The organism is Nostoc sp. PCC 7524 (genome assembly GCF_000316645.1).
In the GTDB taxonomy this organism is placed as follows: Bacteria; Cyanobacteriota; Cyanobacteriia; order Cyanobacteriales; family Nostocaceae; genus Trichormus.
The window spans coordinates 2,359,231-2,384,272 of sequence record NC_019684.1 but is presented as its reverse complement, the minus strand read 5'-3'; the positions used below and the strand labels follow the sequence as shown (position 1 = coordinate 2,384,272).

The 25,042-nt window shown below is 39.9% G+C and carries 17 protein-coding genes; 9 read left to right on the top strand and 8 right to left on the bottom strand.

From position 1 onward, the window contains the following. Window positions 1-702 precede the first annotated feature (702 nt). Together NOS7524_RS09430 and NOS7524_RS09425 are read left to right on the top strand one after the other, a co-directional pair. Window positions 703-1,107, top strand: coding sequence for a pentapeptide repeat-containing protein (locus NOS7524_RS09430; RefSeq protein WP_015138254.1), 405 nt, complete (start codon window positions 703-705; stop codon window positions 1,105-1,107). Window positions 1,108-1,273: 166 nt separating this feature from the next. Beyond that, window positions 1,274-4,651, top strand: a complete 3,378-nt coding sequence (locus NOS7524_RS09425) for a two-partner secretion domain-containing protein (RefSeq protein ID WP_015138253.1) — start codon at window positions 1,274-1,276, stop codon at window positions 4,649-4,651. Window positions 4,652-4,958: 307 nt separating this feature from the next. On the opposite strand, the gene NOS7524_RS09420 is transcribed toward NOS7524_RS09425, so the two are convergent. Together NOS7524_RS09420 and NOS7524_RS09415 are read right to left on the bottom strand one after the other, a co-directional pair. After that, entirely contained in the window at window positions 4,959-6,809 is a 1,851-nt protein-coding gene (locus tag NOS7524_RS09420; protein WP_015138252.1) for a bifunctional serine/threonine-protein kinase/formylglycine-generating enzyme family protein, read from the bottom strand. 340 nt (window positions 6,810-7,149) lie between these two features. Next, entirely contained in the window at window positions 7,150-7,878 is a 729-nt protein-coding gene (locus NOS7524_RS09415; protein ID WP_015138251.1) for an ABC transporter permease, read from the bottom strand. A 659-nt stretch (window positions 7,879-8,537) separates the two neighbouring features. Between NOS7524_RS09415 and NOS7524_RS09410 the strand changes: the two genes are divergently transcribed. Further along, window positions 8,538-9,614, top strand: coding sequence for a glycosyltransferase family 4 protein (locus tag NOS7524_RS09410; protein WP_015138250.1), 1,077 nt, complete (start codon window positions 8,538-8,540; stop codon window positions 9,612-9,614). A 295-nt stretch (window positions 9,615-9,909) separates the two neighbouring features. On the opposite strand, the gene NOS7524_RS09405 is transcribed toward NOS7524_RS09410, so the two are convergent. From NOS7524_RS09405 to NOS7524_RS09395, 3 genes are all read right to left on the bottom strand, one after another. After that, window positions 9,910-10,428, bottom strand: coding sequence for an HPP family protein (locus tag NOS7524_RS09405; protein WP_015138249.1), 519 nt, complete (start codon window positions 10,426-10,428; stop codon window positions 9,910-9,912). Window positions 10,429-10,515: 87 nt separating this feature from the next. Beyond that, window positions 10,516-10,941 carry a hypothetical protein gene (locus NOS7524_RS09400; RefSeq protein WP_015138248.1) on the bottom strand — a complete coding sequence of 142 codons (426 nt, stop codon included), beginning with the start codon at window positions 10,939-10,941 and terminating at the stop codon, window positions 10,516-10,518. Between the two features lie 767 nt (window positions 10,942-11,708). Next, the gene (locus NOS7524_RS09395) at window positions 11,709-12,254 is read right to left on the bottom strand and encodes a PadR family transcriptional regulator (RefSeq protein WP_015138247.1); all 546 of its coding nucleotides are present in this window, start codon (window positions 12,252-12,254) and stop codon (window positions 11,709-11,711) included. A gap of 129 nt (window positions 12,255-12,383) precedes the next feature. On the opposite strand from NOS7524_RS09395, the gene NOS7524_RS09390 reads away from it, so the two are divergent. The 6 genes from NOS7524_RS09390 to gatB all read left to right on the top strand — a co-directional run bounded on the left by NOS7524_RS09390 (window position 12,384) and on the right by gatB (window position 21,816). Continuing rightward, a complete protein-coding gene (locus NOS7524_RS09390; protein ID WP_015138246.1) occupies window positions 12,384-13,583 on the top strand; it encodes an ABC exporter membrane fusion protein in 1,200 nt (399 codons plus the stop codon). A 119-nt stretch (window positions 13,584-13,702) separates the two neighbouring features. Further along, window positions 13,703-14,866: an ABC transporter permease DevC gene (gene devC, locus NOS7524_RS09385; RefSeq protein WP_015138245.1), complete on the top strand. Its 1,164-nt coding sequence runs from the start codon at window positions 13,703-13,705 to the stop codon at window positions 14,864-14,866. A gap of 10 nt (window positions 14,867-14,876) precedes the next feature. Continuing rightward, window positions 14,877-15,584 (top strand): DevA family ABC transporter ATP-binding protein, encoded by a 708-nt coding sequence (locus tag NOS7524_RS09380; RefSeq protein WP_015138244.1) that lies wholly within the window; start codon window positions 14,877-14,879, stop codon window positions 15,582-15,584. A gap of 515 nt (window positions 15,585-16,099) precedes the next feature. Beyond that, window positions 16,100-18,856, top strand: a complete 2,757-nt coding sequence (locus tag NOS7524_RS09375) for a hybrid sensor histidine kinase/response regulator (protein WP_015138243.1) — start codon at window positions 16,100-16,102, stop codon at window positions 18,854-18,856. A gap of 13 nt (window positions 18,857-18,869) precedes the next feature. Continuing rightward, entirely contained in the window at window positions 18,870-20,174 is a 1,305-nt protein-coding gene (locus tag NOS7524_RS09370; protein ID WP_015138242.1) for a hybrid sensor histidine kinase/response regulator, read from the top strand. A gap of 166 nt (window positions 20,175-20,340) precedes the next feature. Continuing rightward, window positions 20,341-21,816, top strand: a complete 1,476-nt coding sequence (gatB, locus tag NOS7524_RS09365) for an Asp-tRNA(Asn)/Glu-tRNA(Gln) amidotransferase subunit GatB (protein ID WP_015138241.1) — start codon at window positions 20,341-20,343, stop codon at window positions 21,814-21,816. A 42-nt stretch (window positions 21,817-21,858) separates the two neighbouring features. Here gatB and NOS7524_RS09360 read toward each other — a convergent pair whose 3' ends face one another. The 3 genes from NOS7524_RS09360 to NOS7524_RS09350 all read right to left on the bottom strand — a co-directional run bounded on the left by NOS7524_RS09360 (window position 21,859) and on the right by NOS7524_RS09350 (window position 25,020). Beyond that, window positions 21,859-22,050: a YqaE/Pmp3 family membrane protein gene (locus NOS7524_RS09360; RefSeq protein ID WP_015138240.1), complete on the bottom strand. Its 192-nt coding sequence runs from the start codon at window positions 22,048-22,050 to the stop codon at window positions 21,859-21,861. Between the two features lie 99 nt (window positions 22,051-22,149). Further along, a complete protein-coding gene (locus tag NOS7524_RS09355; protein ID WP_015138239.1) occupies window positions 22,150-22,545 on the bottom strand; it encodes a phage holin family protein in 396 nt (131 codons plus the stop codon). 306 nt (window positions 22,546-22,851) lie between these two features. Then, complete coding sequence (locus tag NOS7524_RS09350) at window positions 22,852-25,020, bottom strand: Tex family protein (protein WP_015138238.1); 2,169 nt, start codon at window positions 25,018-25,020, stop codon at window positions 22,852-22,854. Window positions 25,021-25,042 lie beyond the last annotated feature (22 nt).

The window sequence follows — 25,042 nt, the reverse complement described above, 5'->3', positions numbered from 1 at the left end:
GTAAACCAACTGTAAACAATAGCGAAACAATGTGAGGAATTTGTGAGGGATTGGGGACTGAGGGAGATGAGGGAGATGTAGCTTGCTTCTCTTACGAGACGCTACCGCGAACCCGTAGGGTGGGAGATGAGGGAGCAGAGGAGAAAAACTATTACCTATTGCAAGAGTGCCTATTGCCTACTAAACTATTGCCTAAATTTTTAATTTTTAATTTCTAATTGTGCCGTGACGGCTATGGCAGTTTTATCGAAAATCTGGGTCTAAAACCCCGTCCTTCTAGGACGGCTTTTGGTACAATAAGGGATGTGGAAGGGTAATTAACCACTTAAAAAACCCTATTGCTACCTAACAAGTAGACGCTGCACCTTGACAACTGAATCTAGATGGTTCTACTTCGTAGTTCTAGTATCATCTGGAAGTAGGTAAAAGATTCACAGGTACTAGACGAACAGCATTGTACGGGCGTATGACAATACACCCCTAGAAAACAAAAAATTGCAAGCTTTGCAAGTACGGTAGGGCATACCGGAACTTAACGCTTGGGGAGAGAACCACCTCTGGCTTAGATACCGCAAGGGGTCTAAGTTAAGTGGACTCGTTGAACCAAGAATCTCCGCACTTTTAGGGCGGAGAGTGTCAAGATTAACTTGTGTAGCGCAACACAACCATACACTAATTCAAAAGTATTTGTGATGCTGTTTTATGTCTGAAGTTAATTATCAACAGCCAGTTAGTACGGCAGATACTCTCATCGAGAGTTACGCGGCAGGCAAGCGAGATTTTAGTAAGGCTGAACTCGGTGATGCCAATTTACAAGGCGTGAACCTCAAAGGATCTGACCTCAGCTATGGTGACTTGAGTACAGCTAATCTCAGAGGCGCGAATCTTAGAGGTACTGACTTAAGTTTTGCCGATTTGAGTCAAGCTGATTTGCAAGATGCGGATCTCAGAGGTGCAATGCTGATGTCAGCGAATCTGCGCCAAGCTAACCTCCAAGGGGCAAAGTTAGAAAAAGCTGACTGCGATCGCAACACTCATTTTCCCCCAAATTTTGACTTTATAGCCGCAGGTGTAGCACTCAAAGAGGAAAACTCTGACACAAATTGATGTTAGCAGTGTTGCTCGACGTTGATTTATTCGTGTTTGGTACAGAGGTTTATTTCTGTACATCGTGTGTTTAGTATACTATATGCTGACACATATTTATCTTGGCAGAGTTTACTAGGTGCTGATCCACCATTTACTAAAACACGCAAAACAGAACCATCATTGCATGACAGCAGTCATGATTGTTGTAGGTATAACTGCAATGATGGATATGGGTAGTTATGCTAATGCTGAAATTGTTCCAGAGCCAACTTTACCAATTATTCCAGATACAACTTTACCTAATAGTTCTCAAGTCAACTTATCTGATAGGGATAGTTCCTTCTTCATTCAAGGGGGAACAGAGGTAGGGAATAATCTATTTCACAGTTTCTCCCGCTTTTCCCTACCTAATGGTTACGCAGCCCATTTTGAGAATCACAATCAAATTCAAAATATCTTCAGCCGCATCACAGGTAAAGAAGCGTCCTATATTGATGGCTTGCTACAAGCTAATTATGGGGCTAACTTATTTATTATTAATCCCAACGGTATTGTTTTTGGCTCCAATGCTCGCTTAAATATTGGTGGTTCGTTTTTTGCTAGTACCGCTAATAGTATCAATTTTGATAATGGTGAAAGGTTTAGTGTTAAACCAGAAGACACTACGCCCCTACTCACGGTGAATACTCCCGTTGGCTTGCAGGTTGGGGTAAATCCCGAAAAAAATTCTGCACAAGAACCAAGTTTCAAAATTCCTGTGAGCTTACAATTTGGTGTCAATCCAGGCAAAATTCACGTAGGAGAATCTGGATTCGATCCTACTTTGCTGCAAGTAGAATCAAACCAAACCTTAGCTTTGATTGGTGGCGATGTCATTCTCGAAAATGCAGATATTGGCACTCTTAAATCCGGTGGCAGAATTGAATTAGGTAGTGTAGCCTCTGAAGGGAGAGTAAACTTTACCGAAACAAACTTAGGCTTTATCTTCAACTTTGATGCTGTCCCCAATCTGGGCAAGATGCAAATATTAGGAAGTAGAGTTGAGAGTTTAGGAGATATACAAGTTACAGCTAAAAATCTGTTATTTCAAGATGGAATTTTCAAAGCTGACAATAATTTAAGCATCAATACTACAGGGAATATCAAACTATTAGGTTATAGTTCTGTTCATGTGACGGGGTTAGTTAGATTTCCCAGCCATCTCATCATTAATACTCAAAATTTGTTAGTTCAAGATAGTTCTACAATTGGAGTAGATAGAGGTAATTTGACCATTAACGCCTCAAATGCGGTGCAAATGCTGAGTAATCGGGATACTTCTTTACGAAATTCTAGCCGGATATTTGCCACCGCTTCAGAAGATGTAACCCAGACTGCTGGCAATCTGACAATTAATACTCGACATTTATCAGTGCAAGGTGGGGCGCAAATCCTGACGGGTTCTTCTTTGGTAGGCCTGCCCAATGAACCGAGGACTTTTAATGCTAGAGAAACAGTCACAAGACGTAATTTAACTATTAATGCTTCCGAGTCGGTGACATTATCTGGTAGCTCACTGGATGAAATATATCCTAGTGGTTTATTTACTACAACTTTTGAAGGTCAAGATAGTGGCAGACTCACAATTAACACAAAAATTTTGTCAATTGTAGATGGCGCACAAGTGGCTACGGGCAATTTCTATTCAGGACAAGTGGGGAATTTAACTGTTAATGCCACAGAAAAAGTACAAATTATTGGTACTTCTGCTACTGGAAAAATTCCTCCTCGACAACAAATTAATGGTGTCATCGATGAGCCAGTGCTGGATACTTCATTGAGAGCCACTACATCTGTTCAAGGTGTGAGAATCCAAGGTACTCTACCTAGTGGCTTGTTTACTAATACCCCGACAACTAGAGATGTGGGTGATATTAATATTAATACTCGTCAATTATTGGTACAAGATGGCGGACAAATTAGTGCTAACATTTTTGGTCAAGTTCGAGGTAGCAATTTAAATGTGAATGCTACTGAGCAAGTGCAACTTTTAGGCACTGCTACCAATGGGATTCCTAGTGGTTTATTTACGAGAGCCAATCCTCAAACCAACGGAGAAGCAGGTAATTTGACAATTTTGACGGGTAATTTACTGGTGCAAGATGGCGCACAGGTTAGTGCTAGTACCTTCAGTGCCAGTAAAGGGGGAAATTTAACTGTACAAGCCACTGAGGGAATTAAACTCATTAGTGTTTCTCGTCAAAATGCTCCCAGTGGTTTGTTTACTCAAGCTAATTCTGGTAGTACGGGAGATGCGGGAGATTTAAAAGTTAACACATCTACATTAATAGTCAGAGATGGGGCGCAAGTCAGTGCTAGTACCTTTGGTAGAGGCAAGGGCGGCAATGTGATGGTGCAAGCAACTGAAAATATAGAATTAATTGGCACTTCTGGAAATGATGAGTTATTTCCTAGTGGCTTGTTTGCTGTAGCCGCAGGTACAACTGGTGATGCTGGCGACTTGATAATTGATGCTCAGAATTTACTGGTACGCAATGGGGCGCAAATTGGTGCTAGTACCAGGGGACAAGGTCAAGGTGGTAATTTAACAGTGAATGTGAAAGACAGGGTGCAGTTAATGGGGACGGCTGTTAATGGTGCGTTTCCTAGTGGTTTGTTTGCTACAACTGCTGCCAACTCTACAGGAAAGGCGGGGAACTTGACTATAAACACTAATTTATTACAAGTATGGCAGGGAGCAGGAATAGCAGTGCAGAGTAGAGGACAAGGTAGTGCTGGTAACTTATTTGTCAATGCTCGTTCTATAGATTTAGCTCAGAAAGCTTTCATCAGTGCCGATACTCGCAGTGTCGATACCAACTCTAACCAACCACAAGCCAATATTAACCTGCGTTCTCAAGACTTAATCTTGCTGCGCGGTAATAGTAGTATTACTACCAACGCCAGAGGTAACAATGTAATTGGCGGCAATATTACTATTGATACCAAGTTGTTAGCTGCCTTTGAAAATAGTGATATTAGTGCTAACTCTGCCGATTTTCGCGGTGGACAGGTAACAATCACGGCTGAAGGTATTACTGGTACACAGTTCCGCCCAGCCTTGACTCCAGAAAGTGATATCACTGCTACTGGTGCAACTCCAGAGTTAAGCGGTACTGTGGAAATTAACACTCCAGAAGTAGATCCCAGCCGAGGCTTAACTGAACTGCCAGCTAATGTTAGTGATGCCTCTAATCAAATCGCTCAGAAATGTCGTACTAATAATGCTTTGGCAAGACAACCAAATCAATTTTTGATTACAGGTAAAGGTGGATTACCAGCGAATCCCTACGATTCACTGGAGAGTGAATCTGCGATCGCAGGCTGGATCAACATCAATAATATTAATAATGTCACCAAAAATGACATTAATTACCCAAAAATTATTAATTCTCCACTAAATACTATTGTTGAAGCCCAAGCTTTAACATTTGATCCCAATGGTAATTTAGTTTTGATTGCAGAAGCGCCCCATCCTAAACCCCAAACTCCAGCATTAACCCATCCAGTTTGTACTTCTTAGTTAAATTATCCGAAATTAACGGTTTGGTAGGGTGCGTCAGTCCGAGAAACCCTTGGCATACCAAGAAATTACTCATACTGACGCACCCTTGTATATTAAGAGAAGTAGTAGATATTTTTTATCATAAATTCAAGAGTTTAAGACCCCTACATCTACAGGTAGTATCAGTTGAGTTGGTGTTTAAATCCCCGACTCCAACTGTCTTTAATTTTGAAGCAATAAGTAATGGGTATTACTCATTACTCATTACTCATTACTCATTACTCATTACTCATTTAATGTGTTGTACGGATTTTTGGAAATGGGATTACATTGCTGAAAATACCACCCGAAAGCCACATATTCTTAAACCACCGTCTGACTCATTCCAACTGCGGCTAGCACTGCGACATAGTTCTGCGCCAAAGTTCCAAGAACCACCACGCAGCACTCGGCGATAAATATCACCGCCTTCTTCCCAAATACTGCCATCGATGGGTGCGCCTTGATAATTGTTGTGCCAAGGATCAGCGCACCATTCCCAAACTAGCCCGTGCATATCATACAATCCAAAGGTATTAGCTACGTGAAAACTGCCGACATCAGTAGTTTCTTTCCGATATCTGTTTTTCACTTCTGAGTTGTAGCTATCACCATTGCTAAAGTTAACTAAATCAGGGGTAATGGTTTCGCCGAAGTGGAAGGATGTAGTTGTGCCGGCACGACAGGCGTATTCCCATTCTGCTTCACTGGGTAAGCGATATTCTCGTCCGGTTTTTTCTGATAGCCTAGCGCAAAATTCTACAGCTTCATGCCATGAGACGTTTTCTACTGGTCGATTGTAACCTCGAAATTTGGAAGGATAAGGATTTAAAGGTTGCTTGATTTTGGGTAAAGCGGCTACGGCTCGCCACTGTGCTTGAGTGATGGGATATTTTCCCATAAAAAATGGGGCGATCGCTACTTGATGTTGGGGGCGTTCGTCAGCGTCGCCTTCAAAGTTGGGCGAACCCATCATGAATGTACCCCCAGGAATCGCTACCATGTCTAGGATGATGTCTCTGGTGATTTCTTCGGCAAAAAATTCCGCACTGGAGCGATCGCGGCTAACTTCTCGCCTGGCTGTATCTACGGTGACTACATCAAAGTCAAAGATGTGGAGCGGTGGTAGTGGGATTTTGGTTTTTTGTAGTGTTACGGGTAATGGTTCTAATGTCGGTGGATTCACTACCCAAATTTGGGTTTCGACAGCAGGTGTGATTGTCTCTTGCAAATCATGGAGAACTTCTGTTGCTGATTGATATCTTTCACTTGGTAAGTGTTTAATTAATTTATCTAAAACTTTGCCTAAATTATCACTAATAGTAGTCCCTTTTTTTTGTAAATAATCTTGCCATAACCACTTAGCATTCATGGGATCATAAAGACCATCATCAATATTTCCAGAGAGATTTTGATATGGCAAACATTGTGTTAAAAGCCGTACACAAGTTACACCTAAAGCATATAAATCGCTGGCTGGACAAGCAAATCCTGCCATTTGTTCGGTTGGTGCATAACCTAGGGTATAAATGACTGTAGCTTGTCTAGCTAGGCTAGTTTGGGTAACTTGTTTTGCACCACCAAAGTCAATTAAAACCAGCTTACCATCGGTTTCACGGCGAATAATGTTTTCTGGTTTAATATCGCGGTGGATAACGTTGCAAGAATGAACAAATTCGAGAATTGGTAACAAATCAGCTAGGACTTGACGAATTTGAATTTCAGTAAAGGGCTGTTTTTGTACTTCTTGTAAAAGAGTTTGCCCTTGAATAAATTCTTGTACCAAATATAAGCTTGAACCTTGTTCAAAGTAAGCTAATAACCGGGGGATTTGGCTATGATTTTCTCCCAGTTCATATAACCGAAATGCTTCTTCTTTGAAGAATTCTGCTGCTTTGGAACGTTGTCCTGTTCCCTGAATTTGGGGAAAGAACTGTTTGATGACGCAAGGGGCATTGAGCCTATCTGCGTCTTCGGCTGCATAAGTCTTGCTAAATCCACCTTCACCTAATAACCTCAACACACGGTAGCGGTTTCTCAGCAGTTTGCCGAAGTTGCTGTGTCCGCAACTAATGCAAAATCTATTGCCTTCAGGGTTGAATGGATTTGAGCAATTGGGATTTTGGCAGATTTGCATAATGAGGGGATGATAGCATCTTGTCCAAAGTTAGCCCCAATATTATCAATTTGAAAACAGATATCTAGATAAAATCAATATTAAAATCATTCATCTGTATAGCTAACTATATGAAAAGATACAGATGAAGGTAATTAATTGACTTGTCGCTTGCTACTAATTACATTTACACGTTAGTATTAGCAAACGCACAAATTTTTATTACAAAACAATAATATAATTAAACTCTTGCCTTTGTCAACCCATAAGTCAACTCCAAATTGAACACCACACAAATGAATTTGTGGGAGAGAAAATGTATCATTCATTGCTGTTTTATAGTTATTGTCTCAATTCTAAATTAATTTTTGCGCTCACCCAAAGCACGAATTGATTCAGCAATAAACGCTACAAAAGCAGATACAAGAATCAATAAAACACTGAGGGCATTAATATCAGGTTTTACACCTGTCCTAATCCGACTGAAAATTTCCATTGGTAAGGTGTTAGAACCGCTACCAGCAGTAAAGCTAGCAATGAGAAAGTCATCTAGGCTGAGAACAAATGCGAGTAAACAACCTGCTAAAATTCCAGGCATTAACTGAGGTAATAATACTTGAATAAAAGCTTGGAATGGAGTAGCACCTAAATCTAAGGCGGCTTCTTCTAAGTGGGGATCTAAATTATTCATGCGAGAGGAAACTACCAGTCCGATATAAGCTAGACAAAAGACTACATGAGCAGCCACAATTGTCCATAAACTTAAGGGGATAGCGAAGGCTGCCAGAAAAACGAGTGTGGCAACTGCGATCGCAATATCAGGAATAATCAATGGTAGATAAGATATACCACGATATAGGTTCTTGCCCAAAAACTGATAACGCGCCAAACCTACCGCCATCAAGGTGCCTAAGACTGCGGAGATACTCACCGCACACAAGGCGACAATTAGGCTATTTTTCAACGCTGAGAGAATGCGATCGTCACTGAGTAATTTGGTGTACCAATCCAGGGTGAAGCCTTGCCAAGTTGCACTGTAGGGCGATTGATTAAAGCTATAAAACCCTAGTACCAGAATGGGTAGGTACATGAATATGAACATGATTACTGAGAAAACCGCTTGCCATGTGACAAGCGGTTTTTTGTGAGATGGAGAGATATTCACGTTTTGATTATTTATAGTATTACGAATATAAAATATATTCTACGCAACATCAAACGTCAATAATTATTGTAGAGACGTAGCAGTGCTACGTCTCTACGTCTCTATAAGGATTGCAGGTAACGCATAATTAATGTCTGGAGATGTCGTAATAGGTACGGAATTGTGGCAAGAATCAAATAGGAATTATATAGCCTAATTCAGCACCAGAGAGAATAGTTAAGCAAAATAGAGCAAATATATGGATAGCAAGTTAATAAATTATAAATTTACCTAATAATGAGGTTTTTATTCATCAAAAATCTAAAGTAGCTAACTGGTTATAATGCAGCAATAAAAGGGCTTTCATTGCTGTGAGATGAACATAAACTATCAATTATCAAACCAAGCTCATGTCTGAGGAATAGGAGAATATCCCTACTAGGATAGACAAGTAATCAATAATTTAAAGCATAAGATTTAGTGGTAATTAATTTTAAAATTGGTGTTAAAAGCTTGTTTCTAGTGCCACATAAATTACCTGCAAGCACTCTTGAAACTATAAACAAACACACCTAATTCAAATCTTAGTTTGTAGGAGGTTTGTGATGCGAATTGCTCAAGTCGCCCCATTATGGGAGAGAGTACCCCCGTCAGCTTATGGCGGTATAGAGTTAGTGGTGGCGTTACTAACCGATGAATTAGTCCGACGTGGACATGAAGTCACACTGTTTGCATCGGGAGATTCTATCAGTTTAGCAAAGCTAGTATCAGTTCATCCCCGTGCGCTAAGGCTTGATTCTAGTATTAAGGAATATAGCATTTACGAAATGCTCCAACTAGGTACAGTATATGAACGTGCAGATGAATTTGATCTGATTCACTCACACATGGGCTGTGCGTCACTACCTTACGCGAAACTGGTGAAAACTCCCACGGTGCATACTCTACACGGCATTTTTACTTCTGACAACGAAAAAATGTTTCAGTATGCTAAAAGTCAGCCTTTTGTGAGTATTTCTGATGCACAACGGGAACTCAGATTAGGGCTGAATTATGTAGCAACAGTTTATAACGGCATTGATGTTAGTAGCTATAAGTTTTATCCCCAGCCTGATGAAGCGCCATATTTAGCATTTTTAGGGCGAATATCTCCAGAGAAAGGCACACATTTAGCCATAGAAATTGCTAAAAAAGCTGGTTGGCGATTAAAAATGGCCGGTAAAGTAGATGTGGTTGATGTGGAATATTTTGAGAAAGAAGTTAAACCATTAATTGATGGTAAGCAAATTGAGTATTTAGGCGAAGCAAACCATACACAAAAAAATGCACTAATGGGAGGTGCAGTAGCAACATTGTTCCCTATCACCTGGCGAGAACCATTTGGGTTGGTGATGGTGGAGTCAATGGCATCGGGTACACCAGTGATTGCTATGAAACTGGGATCAACTACAGAAGTAATTGCCCACGGCAAAACAGGTTTCTTATGCAATAACATTGAAGAGTGCGTTAGTGCGATCGCTAAAGTGACAGACTTAAACCGCTTTGCTTGTCGAGAGTATGTCCAAAATCGTTTTAGTCTCCAAGCAATGACTGATGGTTATGAAGAAGTTTATCGGCAAATTCTAGAAGAGAAATTTGTTAGTAATGGGTATCTCCGCAGTACAGTAGGTTACATCAGCTAGGGAGTGGGGAGTGGGGAGTGGGGAAGATGAGGGTAGACTGTTGACTTTGATGAGATTCACCCATTTTTTATTCATACAGTTTTGGTGTCATCATCGGTGAACCAAATTAAATGAGTAATGAGTAATGAGTAATGAGTAATTACTTATTACTTGTCCCCTTGTCTCGTTTTTCTATAGTTCTGCCTTCTTAAATTTGGCTCTAATTGTCTCAATACGGTTACGATTAACGGCGAAATCACTCTGACCTAAATGTAATGATATTAGCATTGCGGTCAACTTTCGATTGTGGACTTCTTCAGTGATGGCTATAACGTGCTATTACCCATAGGGTATAGCGTTCTAATCCTACCAGAATCACAGTAATCCCAACCGCTAAAGCAAATAAAATTAGGTTATTAATGTTACCAGCTTTTAAAGCAAAACTGAGGGATGTAGAAACGGCTGGAGGGTGCATTGCGTCAAATGTAATCATGAGGGCGATCGCAATTACCATAGCAATACCCCCTGAAAGATAGCCACCCCCAAGAATCAAATAAGTAATAAATCCGATTGTTGCAGCCATCATTTGAGCAATCATCAGAGTACGAACAGTATTTGTACCATGATAAGGGTCAAGATAAATCAGAAACGCACTAGAAGCTAAAGAAGCAAATAGTAAACGCTGCTGACTGAGGACTTCTATCAAGGCCATCACGATCAGTACAATGAGAGTTGGGACTGAGACTAAGGCGATCTCTCCTTTAATATCTAATCTACGTCTAAGTGGTCTATCTGCTCCCTTTATAGGTTTTAAGCTGGAACGTTTTTTACTCATTGCTGACTGAGTATTGATGTGTTGTCTTGCAATCAATGTTAAAACTTACTCTCATCGGTGCTTCCTGCAACAGATAGAGAAAATAAATTAAACAGGCTGCTGTTCTCGTTGAGAATATAGATAATCACAATATACTGCCCACATAGCACCGAATAGCCCACTCAAAGAACCTGCGATCGCAGCTGTAAAACCCCATCCCAATGGCCCAGTCCAATTAGTAATTTCTTTTAATATGGCTGTGGTTGCTTTGCTAACTACATAAGCTGTTCCTGTAGCACCTACTGTTACTAAACCCAATTCGGTAAGTATGTCTACAAGTCCCTTAGTAGATAAATCTTCTTGAAAATAAATCTTCCAAATGCTTGTATACATGAGGATATCAGCAGCTGTTAAAATTACCTGTTTGGGAATTTCTCCCCCCGGTGTGGGTGCTGCTGAAGCCGTACCGCTACTAATAGCACAAGTGGCAATTGCTAAAACAGTTTCTAATCTCTTTTTGTTTAAATCGCTCACAATTTTATCTCCCAGAAGACTGCACAGTTATTTCTCCAACTAAAATATAACAGCCTTCTAGAATTTTGGTAATTTGTCAATTTCCTGGTTATGACATTACCGTAACACAAACCACTTCATGTTTACTATTTAAGTTGCAGGCGATCGCACCTAATATTCATCCCAGAAATAGCCACAATTTATTTAATATTTTTTTATTAATAAAGTCCGCCGGAGCGGACTGACTATAAGGGCTAACTACTACCTTTATAATTAATAATTATGTCAGATAGCTTTTTTATTCTTCCTTACTTAATCAATTAAATCAAGTTAATCCAACTGATTTTTTAGACATAATAAATTATATAAAAAAGTCCGCTTGCGCGGACTACGGACATTGGATAAGGTTAGGTTATTACCAAGATGGCCTACTATATTGCTAGAGGCTGACTTTATTGTTGTTGAATAATTTCAATAAATCAAGTCTATGAGATTGTCTTTTCAGACATAATTCAATGAGATATGTCTGAAAAAAGTTATTTAAATTTTACTTGGTATTTATGTATATTTTTCTATAAAAAACGATTTTTAGCATATTGATAGACCTTTTATTTAATGAAGATAGTCATTTAAATAACTCCTGATTTAGATATAATTCCAGCAATTAAGTCTATATGGTTCTAATCATCTCCCCATGATTTAGATAAAAATAAAATGGTGGTTCACGAGGATAACCCTGGAAAGTTTGATTTCCGGGGTTTTATTTATTCTGCATAGTTAGTTTAACTTCAATCTAGCGGTAGATTTTTTAAAACTGCCAGTGCTTCATCACACCAAGATATCCATTCTTCCTCATAGCCAATACCAGCTTTTAATACTAAATTTCTGAGTTTTTCTTCCTTATTTAGGATTTTCGAGGGAGGACACTTTTCTTTCTCAATTTCTCTATAGGTTGATAATTTTGCTAGATGGACTCTCCGGTGACGTTCTACGTCTTCTATTAGCACGCTAACTGGTACTAAACCACCAGAAAAAATTTTCACTAATAAGTCTTCTCGAATTACGTCAGGTTCACTGGGTTTGTGCATCCACTCGACTAGATGCTGTTTCCCCTGTTCAGTGATGGAGTAAATTTTCTTGTCTAGGCGACCTTCACGGGGAATAATTTCTGAAACAATTAAACCCGCAGACTCTAATTTACCTAGTTCTCTATAAATTTGTTGCTGGGAAGCCTGCCAAAAATAACCCACGCACTCACTAAAGACCTTAGATAGATCATAACCACTGTGGGGAGCATCAATTAAACAGGTCAGAATTGCTTGCGATAAACCCATAAAGAACTACTTGACAGATATTTTCTTCAGTGTACACTAGAATTTGTACACAACAAGTTGAATAAAATTATTTTGTAAAAATTTGTTGTATACAGAAAATTTAGCTGCCAAAACTGAGGCGGTAACTTTATGCAAAATCTTCATCCCGACCAGATTAGGAATTTTAAGTATCCTAATAGATACTTGATTGTGGGTGCTGTGGCTTTAGCTTTAGTAAGTGGTGCCAGCTCGTTATATTTTTTATCTAGTGCGCGAAATCTTGGGGAAAAAACTACTCCAGCCATCATTGATAATCGTCCTGTGATCAAAGCCGTGACAGCTTTGGGACGTATAGAACCCCAAGGGGAAGTGATACAGGTATCAGTTTCGCAGACGGCGGGTAGTAACCGGGTAGCAGAACTGTTGGTAAAACAGGGCGATCGCGTCAAGAAAGGGCAAATTATCGCTATTCTAGATAATCAAGATATTAGATTAGCGGCTGTGAATAGAGCCAAACAGCAGGTTGTAGTTGCACAATCACGACTAGCACAGGTAAAAGCCGGTGCAAAACAGGGAGAAATAGCAGCGCAACAAGCCACAATATCGGAATTAGAAGCCGAACTGCGTCAAGAAGTAGCAGCGAGAATAGCGACAGTCAAACGCTTAGAAGCTGAAGTCAGAAATGCCCAAATTGAATATCAGCGTTATCAATATCTGCAAGAAACGGGTGCTGTTTCTGCTTCCATGAAAGACAGCAAAAAATTGACATTAGAAACAGCCCAAGAGAGTTTACAAGAAGCCATTGCTAACCGCAGCCAAAAATCAGAAACCTTAAAAGAAAGACTCAGACAAGCAAAAGCCACCTTAGAAAAGATTGCAGAGATACGTCCTACCGATGTGCAAGCCGCCCAAGCAGAAGTAGAAAACGCCAAAGCCGCAGTACAGGAAGCGCAGGCTAATTTAGAATTAGCTTATGTGAGAGCGCCTAAAGCCGGTCAAATCCTCAAAATTCACACTTGGGGTGGAGAAGTAGTCAGCGATAAAGGGATTATGGAAATCGGACAGACTCAGCAAATGTACGTAGTTGCAGAAGTATATGAAGTTGATATCAATCGCGTCAAAATCGGACAAACTGCAACTATCACCCAACTGAATTTACCCGGAGAACTCACCGGAACCGTTGAACAAATCGGCTTATTAATAGGCAAAAAAGACGTACTCAACACAGATCCGGCTGCTGACATTGACTCACGAGTAGTAGAAGTCAAAATCCGTCTCACACCAGAAGCGAGTCAGCGAGTAGCGGGATTAACTAATTCTAAGGTGAGAGTGGCGATTAGTAGGGAGTAGGGAGGAGCAGAGGAGCAGAGGAGCAGAGGAGACAAGGTAGAGATTGACTATCACCTGTCACCTATTGCCTATTGCCTATTGCCTATTGCCTATTAACTATTGACTATAGACTAAAAACTATGTTTAAACGCAAAATTCCTTTAGCATGGTTGCAATTATCGCGGGAAAAAGCACGGATGTTAGTAGCGATCGCGGGGATTGCTTTTGCAGATGTGCTAATGTTCTTGCAACTGGGTATTCGTGAAGCTTTATTTGATGGCGCTGTGCAACTACATAATAGTCTTGAAGGTGAGATTGTCTTAGTTAGTTCTCGCTATAAAGCTTTAATTTCTCTGGATCAATTCTCGCAACGAAGATTGTATCAAGCACTAGGTTTTACAGGAGTACAATCAGTTAGCCCGATATATTTAGGTTTTATTCCCTGGAAAAATCCTGATAACCAAGAGACTTGGAACATTTTTGCTATTGGCTTTAGTCCAGAAGAGAGAGTAGTTAATTTACCAGGTGTACAGGAAAATTTAAACTCTCTGAGAGAACCAGATACAGTTTTATTTGATCGGGGTTCACGTCAAGAATTCGGCACGATTGTTGAGCAATTTACAGCTAACAATCAAGTCTCCACAGAATTAAACAACCGAAAAATTAATGTTGTTGGTTTATTTAGATTAGGGACATCCTTTGGAGTCAATGGCAACATCATCACCAGTGATGTTAATTTTATCCGTTTATTAGGTACGAATAGAAGACAGCAAGGATTAATTGATTTTGGACTAATTAAGCTCGAACCCGAAGCAGATATCAATTGGGTAATTGCCAATTTAAAAGCGAATCTCCCGAATGATGTGAAAGTTCTTTCTAAACAAGAGTTTATTGCTAATGAAAAAAGCTTTTGGAATACTAGCACACCTGTAGGATTTACATTTACATTGGGTGCAGTGATTGGCTTTATAGTAGGTGCAGTAATTGTTTATCAAATCCTCTATAGTGATGTTTCTGATCACTTACCAGAGTATGCCACTTTAAAAGCCATAGGTTTCAAAAATCACTATTTACTCATGATTGTTTTTCAAGAGGCTTTGATTTTAGCAGCTATTGGTTTTATTCCTGGACTGGCAATTTCTCAAGGTCTTTATATGATTACGCGTCAAGCAACATTGCTACCTATTATGATGACCATAGATAGGGCAATCTTCATCTTTATTTTGACAACTTTAATGTGTTCAATTTCTGCATCTATAGCCATGCGGAAATTACAGGATGCTGATCCGGCTGATATTTTCTAGGGATAAATTTATGCTAGAAACACCTGCAATAGTCGCAGATCCGCCTTTGGCGATCGCTATTTCCCATCTCAATCACTATTATGGTGAAGGTTCACTCAAAAAACAGATTCTTTTTGATATTAATCTAGAAATCCAACCAGGAGAAATTGTGATCATGACAGGCCCTTCAGGTTCAGGAAAGACTACTTTGCTGACACTAATTGGTAGTTTACGCTCTGTACAATCAGGTAGCCTACAAATATTAGGTAAAGAACTCTATGGTGCTACTAAAAATGAAATGGTACAGGTAAGACGGAATATTGGCTATATATTTCAAGCCCATAACTTATTAGGATTTCTGACAGCCAAACAAAATGTGCAGATGCCGTTTGAAATGAATGATCGTATTTCTGCTCAAGCAGCCGAAGCGAAAGCCATAGAAATGTTAACCACAGTTGGCTTAGGAGAAAGACTGAATTACTATCCTGATGATCTCTCTGGTGGACAAAAACAAAGAGTAGCGATCGCTCGTGCTTTGGTGCATCATCCTAAATTAGTATTAGCCGATGAACCAACAGCTGCTTTAGATAGTAAATCGGGACGAGATGTAGTCAATTTAATGCAAAAATTAGCCAAGGAACAAGGCTGTACAATTTTGCTGGTAACTCATGATAACCGTATTTTAGATATAGCTGATCGCATCATTAATATGGAAGATGGATATTTGGTAAATTTGTAAGAGAGGGGCTTGTACTAGGCTAATGAGTAATGAGTAATGAGTAATGAGTGATGAGTAATGAGTGATGAGTAATGAGTGATGAGTAATGAGTGATGAGTAATGAGTGATGAGTAATGAGTAATGAGTGATGAGTAATGAGTAATGAGTGATGAGTAATGAGTGATGAGTAATGAGTGATGAGTAATGAGTGATGAGTAATGAGTAATGAGTAATGAGTGATGAGTAATGAGTAATGAGTAATGAGTAATGAGTAATGAGTAATGGGTATTTACTTATTACTTAAAGAAGGAAAGGATTAGGCATGGATGTTTAACCCTTGAAAAGGTACAAAGTCAATACCCTAGGCTTGTATCCCATATTCGAGCAGGTTTTCTTGCTGATAAAAGTTCCCTGTCCCCTGGAAAAAAGGCTTGGACACAAAAATTAACATTATGAACTAATAATAAAAATTGTTATAAACACGCAAAACCAGGGAAAACTGAAACAATCAAGTTATTGAGTTTGCGTACAGTCAAGTGAGTGATTCAACAATCAATACTGGCAAAACAGTTTCCCTGGGTTTGGTATTGGTAGTGCCGTTTGTATTGCAAGTATTTGCGGCTGTGGGGGTGACAGGATGGCTGTCAATACGCAATGGACAAAAAGCTGTCAATGATGTAGCAACTCAATTGCGGCGTGAAACAAGCGATCGCATCAAACAGCAAATCCTGACTTATCTAGACGAACCTCACAGGATGAATCAAGTGATTGCCGCTAGTATCCAGAGTAAGCAGATTAGCACAGATGATCCGGCAATTCTAGAGCGTTATTTCTGGCAGCTAGTGCAACAAAAATCAGTAACCTTCATTCAATACGCTACCCCCAAGGGAGAAATTGTTGGAGTTGAACGCACCCAAGATAGTCAAATTGTTTTGAGGGTGAGAAACGCATCCACGGCACCAAATTGGAATGTTTACAACCTTGATGCTCAAGGTAAAAGAGTCAAATTGATTGAGACGCGTAAATTTGACCCCCGGACTCGACCGTGGTACAAAGAGGCAGTAAAAACAGGAACACCAACTTGGAGTCCCTTCTTTGCACGGGTTGCTTCCAACTATTCTTCTGTGGCGATTTCTCCTGTGCAACCAATCTACAGTGAAACAGGCTCACTGTTGGGTGTTCTCATGGGTATATTTGATATTGAGCGCATCCATCTATTCTTAAGTAGCTTGGAGATTGGGCATACTGGGCAGACATTTATCATAGATCGCTCTGGTAATTTAGTGGCTAGTTCAGTAATCAAACAGCCATTTGCGATTAAAGGCAAAGAAATTGAGCAAATCAAGGCAAAAACCAGCGAAAATTCCTTGATTCAAGCTACAGCCGAGACATTACAGAGTCTAGGTAAGCTGAGTAGCATTAACCAGAGCCAACAATTAGAGTTTAAGTTTAATGGTCAAAGGCAATTTGTACAAGTCTTACCCCTGCAAGATAGTCGGGGAGTAGATTGGTTGATTGTGGTAGTAGTTCCAGAATCAGACTTTATGGAACGCATTCAGGCTAATACCCGCAACACCATACTATTATGTTTGGGTGCATTGGTGTTGGCTTCAGTATTGGGTTTATTTACCTCTCGTTGGATTAGTCGCCCGATTTTAGATTTAAAACAAGCTTCAGTAGCGATCGCCAATGGTAAATTAGAGCAAACTGTAGCAGAAGGTAATATTGCTGAACTGGGAGTATTAGCCAAATCCTTCAACCAAATGGCCCAGCAGTTACGGGAATCTTTCAACGCCTTAGCTAAAAGCAATCAAGAACTAGAACAGCGAGTTGAACGACGCACCCTAGAACTCAAAGCTGCGAAAGAAGCCGCCGACACAGCCAACAGCGCCAAAAGTGAATTTTTGGCTAATATGAGTCACGAACTGCGTACCCCCATGAATGGGATTTTAGGTTACGCTCAAATTCTCCAACATTCCGAACCATTAACAGAAAAAGGCCGTCGAGGCGTTGACATCATTTATCAATGTGGTTCTCACCTGCTAACTTTAATTAACGATATATTAGACCTCTCCAAAATTGAAGCCCGCAAAATGGAAATCTATCCCCAAGATTTTCATTTTTTGTCATTTTTAGAAGGAGTTGCAGAAATCTGTCGGATTCGTGCAGAACAGAAAGGTATTGCATTTATTTATCAGCCAGATCCTCATTTACCACAGGGTATCTGTGCTGATGAAAAACGATTGCGTCAGGTTTTAATTAACTTAATTGGGAATGCAATTAAATTTACCGATGCTGGCGGCGTAACTTTTAGTGTACAAGTGTTAGAAAATCCTACAGACTTTCATTGGTTAATTCGCTTTCAAATTCAAGACACGGGTGTAGGCATGAATCAAGAGCAAATCCAGAAAATATTTATGCCTTTTGAACAAGTAGGTGATACGAGAAAGCAAGCAGAAGGCACAGGTTTGGGGTTAGCAATTAGCCAGAAAATTGTCTCACTCATGGGTAGTGAATTACAAGTAGCAAGCGAACTGGGACTAGGTAGTAACTTTTGGTTTGATTTGCAATTACAGGCAGCAGAAGAATGGGCAGAAACATTAAGAGTTTCCCTCTATGGCAAAGTAGTTGGTTATAATGGCGCACAACGTAAAGTATTAGTAGTTGATGATAAATGGGAAAATCGTTCTGTGATTGTCAACTTACTAGAACCTATTGGTTTTGTAGTAGCTGAAGCTAGTAATGGGCAAGAGGGTTTAGAGCAAGCTAAAACATATCAACCTGACTTGATTATCACTGATTTAGTCATGCCAGTGATGCACGGATTTGATTTGCTGCGACAATTACGCCAATTTGATGACTTAAAAAATATAGTAGCGATCGCTTCCTCTGCTAGCGTATTTGATACCGACCAATTTAAGAGCCTCGAAGCTGGTGCTAATGACTTTTTACCTAAACCAGTACAAGCAGATATCTTACTGCAAATGATCCAAAAACATCTGCAATTGAAATGGTTTTATGAGTACAGAGCCAGTAATTTGAATAGTGGTGCAAAACCAACTCAGACTCAGGTTGATATAGCTGAAATTCTACCCCCTAAACCAGAGGTAATAACTCAACTTCACGACTTAGCCCAAAAAGGTGATTTAGATGAACTGGCAGCTATTGCCGCACAACTGCAAACACAAGATATCAAGTTAATTCCCTTTGCCAAAAAAATAATTCAAATGGCAGATGCTTGTCAGGTAAAACAAGTTCAAGAATTTGTCGAACAGTATCTGATGAAATGCTAATTTTATTAAAAATATGACTTTAAATTCCGCAACAGAATTTATTTTAATTGTGGACGATAACTCCACTAACTTATCTGTACTCAAAGAAGCATTAAAAAGTGTAGGATTACGTGTGAGGCTAGCAGTTGACGGTGAAAGTGCTATTAAGCAAGCCCAACAAGAACTCCCTCTGCTCATCCTTTTGGATGTAGAAATGCCAGGAATTAATGGATTTGAAACCTGTACTTTATTAAAAGCAGATCCTTTAACTCAAGACATCCCGATTATTTTTATGACGGCTTTATCTGATACAGCCAACAAAGTCAAAGGACTGTCTTTAGGAGCCGTAGACTATATTACAAAGCCTTTTGAGAAAGAAGAAGTCTTAGCACGAGTAAATGTCCAGTTAAAACTACGAGAACTTACTAAAAATCTGGCAGAAAAAAATACGCAATTATTAGAATTAACTGAAGATTTAGAGCAAATAGTTACAGAACGCACAGCAGACTTGCAAAAAGCGCAAGTTAAAATCGTACAACAAGAAAAATTATCAATGCTTGGTCAATTAGTGGCAGGGGTAGCCCATGAAGTCAATAACCCGATTGGTTGCCTCATCAGTAATCTTGCCCCCGCTTATGAATATGCCAAGTCTCTATCCCAAGCTTTAAAACTTTATCAAAAATATTGTCCAGAAATACTGGAACTTCAAGAAGAACTAGAAGAACTAGATATTGAGTTTGTCTTAGAAGATTTACCAAAACTACTCGACTCCATGAAATTAAGCACTCAGCGCATCAAAGAAATTTCCATATCGCTGCGAAACTTCTCACGCTTAGATGCCGATACCAAAGTGTTAGCGAACTTGCATTTAGGACTAGATAGCACCTTAGTAATTTTACGCCATCGCCTTAAAGCTTTAGGGAGCCGCCCAGAAATTGTAGTAGTTAAACAATATGGTGATTTGCCAGAGGTAGAGTGTTATCCAGGGCAAATTAATCAGGTATTTATGAATTTGTTAGCTAATGCTATTGATGCCATAGAGGAAAAGTTAGAAAAGTCAGGTAAGGACTTTCAGCCAACAATCAAAGTGATCACAGAACAGCCTGATGAACAAAGAGTCATCATTCGCATAGTTGATAATGGCAAAGGCATAAATAATGATATTAGAGAGCGAATTCTTCAGCCATTATTTACAACTAAACCAATTAATAAAGGCACAGGTTTAGGCTTATCAATTGCTCACCAAATTATTGTAGATAAACACGGTGGCAAACTCAGTTTTATTTCGTTACCAGAACAAGGTACTGAGTTTATGATTGAGTTGCCTTTGGGGAAATAGGTGACAGGTGATAGGTGATAGGTGACAGGTGATAGGTGATAGGTGACAGGTGATAGTCAATCTCTACCTTGTCTCCTCTGCTCCTCTGCTTCTTCCTAATTCCCAATCCCGCCTCCCTCAGAGCTAAAATGGTGATCTACGTGAATTTGTTGAACTTTATAATATTATGACTGCTGCTACAAGTGTAAAAACTGAGTATGAAGCGATTATTGGTCTAGAAACCCACTGTCAACTCAGTACCAATACCAAGATTTTCTCTAATAGCTCTACAGCGTTTGGTGCTGACCCTAATACTAACATTGACCCTATTTGTATGGGTTTACCTGGGGTGTTACCTGTACTCAACCAAAAAGTTTTAGAGTACGCTGTCAAAGCAGGTTTGGCGCTAAATTGCCAAATCGCTAAATATAGCAAATTTGACCGTAAACAGTATTTTTATCCCGATTTACCCAAAAATTACCAAATTTCTCAGTATGATCTACCCATTGCGGAACATGGTTGGTTAGAAATTGAGTTGGTAGATGCAGATGGGAATCCCACTCGTAAGCGGATTGGGATTACGCGTTTGCACATGGAAGAAGACGCAGGTAAACTTGTCCATGCCGGCAGCGATCGCCTCTCCGGTTCTACCTATTCTCTGGTAGACTACAATCGCGCAGGTGTGCCATTAGTCGAAATTGTTTCCGAACCTGATATTCGTTCTGGACAAGAAGCGGCGGAATATGCCCAAGAACTACGCCGGATTTTGCGCTATCTGGGTGTGAGTGATGGCAATATGCAAGAAGGTTCTCTACGCTGTGATGTCAACATCTCAGTGCGTCCCGTGGGACAAAAAGAATTTGGTACGAAGGTAGAAATTAAAAATATGAACTCCTTCAACGCCATTCAACGGGCGATTGAATACGAAATTGAACGCCAAATCGCTGCCGTAGAAGCTGGGGAACGCATCATTCAAGAAACGCGCCTCTGGGAAGAAGGTTCACAACGCACTATCAGTATGCGGACTAAGGAAGGTTCTAGCGATTATCGCTACTTCCCCGAACCAGATTTAGCACCCATTGAGGTGTCAGAAGCACAACTCAATCAATGGCGCAGCGAACTACCAGAACTACCAGCCCAAAAACGCCACAATTATGAAAGCGAATTGGGACTTTCGGCTTATGATACGCGAGTCTTGACAGAAGAGGTTTCTGTAGCTCAATATTTTGAAAGTGCGATCGCAGCTGGTGCTAATCCTAAAGCGGCTGCTAACTGGATTACTCAAGATATCGCCGCTTACCTCAACAAGCAAAAACTCAGCATCACAGAAATTGGCTTGACTCCCGCTAATTTAGCTGATGTCATCACCCGTATTGAAAGCGGTAAAATCAGTAACGCTCAAGCTAAACAAAAGTTACCAGAGTTACTCACAGGACTATCTCCAGAGCAAGCCTTTGCCGGTCAAGAACTCATCAGCGATGCCAGTGTCCTCGAACCTATCGTTGATGAAGTAATCGCTGCTAACCCTAAAGAACTAGAAAAGTATCGCAACGGTAACACCAACCTCAAAGGCTTCTTTGTCGGTCAAGTTTTGAAAAAGACCAACAAACGCGCTGATCCTAAACTAACTAATGAACTGGTCGATAAAAAACTGAATAGCTAACAAAAATAGGTAGGTTCAATTCCTACCTATTTTAGATTAAGGTTAGTAAATACCTCTGCCTGCATTTACCTGTTCTTCGTGTTTGGCAATTACCCAAATTGCATGAATGCTACCCGGTAGCCAACCTAAAAGGGTGAGCAGAATATTAATTACTAAAGTTGGCCCGACTCCAACTGTTAAGAAAACACCTAGCGGTGGTATTAATAAACCCAGAAGAAAACGTACTATTTTCATAAAATTGTTGCTACTGTTGAAACTTTATTTACTCAGATTCTCTTGATACAAACTTGGTGAAATAGAGACGTGATTCTTTTAACGCCTCTCATATTACAGTTATCTAGATGGTAATTCTCCTTTGGTTTCTATATCTCCACTTAAAGCTAAATTTTTCTCTGCAAAGTATTTGCTGATAAAAGTGTTAGCAAAAGATAAAACAACAGGGCCTAGAATAAAGGCAAGAATACCGCTAACACTAAACCCAGGTACTAAACCGGCTGCTAGGGAAAAACAAATACCATTGACGACGAGAGAAAATGCTCCTAACGTTAAAAAATTAAGTGGTAGAGATAGAGTAGAAAGAATTGGCTTGATTGAGCCGTTGATTAAACCAATTGCCAAACCAGCAATTAAAGCGGCTGGAAAATTAGAAATGTTCACACCCGGCACAACTAAATCAACAATTAGTAGGCTCAGGGCTGTAGCTAGAACTGTAAGAAATGTTCCCAACATTTTTTTACCTAAAAATCAGAAAAAGACAATTTGAAATATCTTCTCCTATCTTTAAATAATGGGCGAATACTCAACATCTCTTACAAGATAGATTGTGTTTCTACCAATGGGACTATTTCTTGAATCAATTCAAAATTCACGCATAGTCTACGACATCTCTACGAGAGGCTAACGCCAACGCGTAGCGTCCCGTAGGGAAGGCTTGCGCCTACAAAATTCAAAATTAAAGACAGCCACCTACATTGATGGGCGGCTTAGTTTTGACTATTGCCTATTGACTATTGCCTATTAACTATTGCCTATTGCCTATTGCCTATTGCCTTTAATTGCTTTCATAGACAAACTAATACGCTTTAACTTTTCGTTGACTTCTAACACCCGCACTTGCACCACTTGTCCGACTTTGACCACTTTTTTGGGATCATCGATAAATCTGTCGGCGAGTTGGGAGATATGTACTAAACCATCTTGATGTACACCAATATCAACAAAGGCACCAAAGTTGGCAACATTGGTGACGATTCCTTCTAGTTCCATTCCTACCTGCAAATCACTGATTTCCTTAATCCCTTCTTTAAAGGTGGCATACTTAAATTCTGCACGGGGATCTCTACCTGGTTTTTCTAGTTCTTTAAGGATGTCGCGCAGTGTAGGTTCCCCAACGGTATCAGTGACATATTTTTTTAAGTTAGCCTTTGGCAATTTTTCGGCAATTTGCGTTACCTGATTTAAGGGTACATTTAAATCGGAGGCGATCGCTTGCACAACTGGGTAACTTTCTGGATGCACGGCTGTATTATCTAAAGGGTTGTCTCCCCCGCGAATCCGCAAAAATCCAGCCGCTTGTTCAAAGGCTTTCGGCCCCAGTTTTGCCACTTTTAGGAGTTGTTGGCGATTTTTAAAGGCTCCATGCTGGTTACGATAAGCCACTATATTATTAGCAACTGTGGGTGTAATCCCCGAAACAAATGTTAACAGTTCTTTAGAAGCAGTGTTCAAGTCTACACCAACATAGTTAACGCAGCTTTCTACAGTTTCATCTAATTTCTTCTTCAACAACTTCTGATCAACATCATGCTGGTATTGTCCTACACCAATGGATTTAGGATCAATTTTAACCAGTTCTGCTAAAGGATCTTGTAAGCGCCGACCGATACTAATCGCACCACGTACTGTCACATCTAAATCGGGAAACTCTTCGAGCGCCACTTTACTTGCAGAGTATATTGATGCACCAGATTCATTGACTATGACTTTTATGGGTTTACGATCTAGTGCTTGTAATACTTGCGTGACAAACTCATCTGTCTCACGGGAAGCTGTACCATTGCCTATGGCGATTAACTCAATGTGATATTTTTCAATCAGATTTTTGAGAGTTTGAGCGGCTTTAGTTCGTTGTTCAGCAGCTTGATGGGGAAATATGGCTTGATATTCTAAAAATTTCCCAGTTTCTCCCATAATTGCAACTTTACAACCAGTTCTGAACCCTGGATCTATAGCTAAGGTTGGCTTCATTCCCGCCGGTGCAGATAGCAATAATTCCCGCAGATTTGTTTCAAAGGTTTTAATCGATTCAATATCTGCATAAATTTTCTTATCGGCAATTACTTCACCTATGAGGGAAGTTTTCATGAGACGGTTAAAAGCATCCTTCAACATCCCTTGATAAAAATCCCGAATTACCCGGACTTTAGTTTTAATTTCTTGGGATTCTAGATAGGAAAGTATAAAATCTTCATCAAAGCCAATATCAAAGTTTAATACTCCCTCAGCTTCACCCCGGCACAAAGCCAGCATATTATGGGGAGCAATATTTTTCACACGAATTTGATAGTTGCGGTACATTTCAAACTTAGTTGTACCTTCAGGATAATCATCTTTGATGCGGGAAAGAAATACGCCATCTTCTAGCAGATAATCCCGAATATATGCCCGCAAATCGGCTTTTTCTGCTACTTCTTCCGCCAGAATATCAGATGCACCTTTTAATGCTTCATCTACTGTTTTTACACCTGTTGTCTCCGAAATATATTTCGTGGCTTCTGCTTCTAATGAGGCAGAAATGGGATTTTTAATGTTTAAAGATTTGATCAATTCTGCCAGAGGTTGCAAACCTTTCTCTCTGGCGATAGTGGCGCGAGTGCGGCGTTTTGGGCGATATGGTAGGTATAAATCCTCAAGTTCAGTTTTTTGGAAACAAGATGAGATTTTTGCTTGCAATTCGTCCGTCAGTTTACCTTGTTCAGCGATCGCTTTTAAAATTACGGACTTCCTGGCTTCTAATTCTGTTAAGTATGTATACCTATCAGCAAGTTCACGCAGTTGGACTTCATTCATTTCGCCAGTGCGCTCTTTACGGTAACGTGCAATGAAGGGAATTGTCGCACCCTCTGCCAAAAGTTCTAGCGCGTTTTGTATTTGATAGGGTTTTAGTTCTAGTTCAGTTGCCAGGATTTGAGGAATGTTCAGCATTGGGTGTCTAATTTGAAAACGC